Source organism: Paraburkholderia sp. SIMBA_053 (assembly GCF_046534895.1).
Taxonomy (GTDB): domain Bacteria; phylum Pseudomonadota; class Gammaproteobacteria; order Burkholderiales; family Burkholderiaceae; genus Paraburkholderia; species Paraburkholderia caledonica.
Map to the genome: position 1 here is coordinate 1 of NZ_JAWRXU010001222.1, position 252 is coordinate 252.

1 protein-coding gene is annotated in these 252 nt (G+C 56.7%); it reads left to right on the plus strand.

Annotated elements, in window-relative coordinates; translation table 11 throughout:
• A partial coding sequence (locus tag SB753_RS39525) for a hypothetical protein (protein WP_410805484.1) occupies nucleotides 1-252 on the plus strand: 252 nt, incomplete at both ends.

A 252-nucleotide genomic window follows, 5' to 3' on the forward strand; every position in this document is an offset into this window, starting at 1 on the left:
TCAACAGCATCTACATGATGGCCGACTCCGGTGCGCGTGGTTCTGCGGCACAGATTCGTCAGCTTGCTGGTATGCGTGGTCTGATGGCGAAGCCGGATGGCTCCATCATCGAAACGCCAATCACCGCGAACTTCCGTGAAGGTCTGAACGTACTCCAGTACTTCATCTCCACCCACGGTGCTCGTCAAGGTCTGGCGGATACCGCACTGAAAACTGCGAACTCCGGTTACCTGACTCGTCGTCTGGTTGACG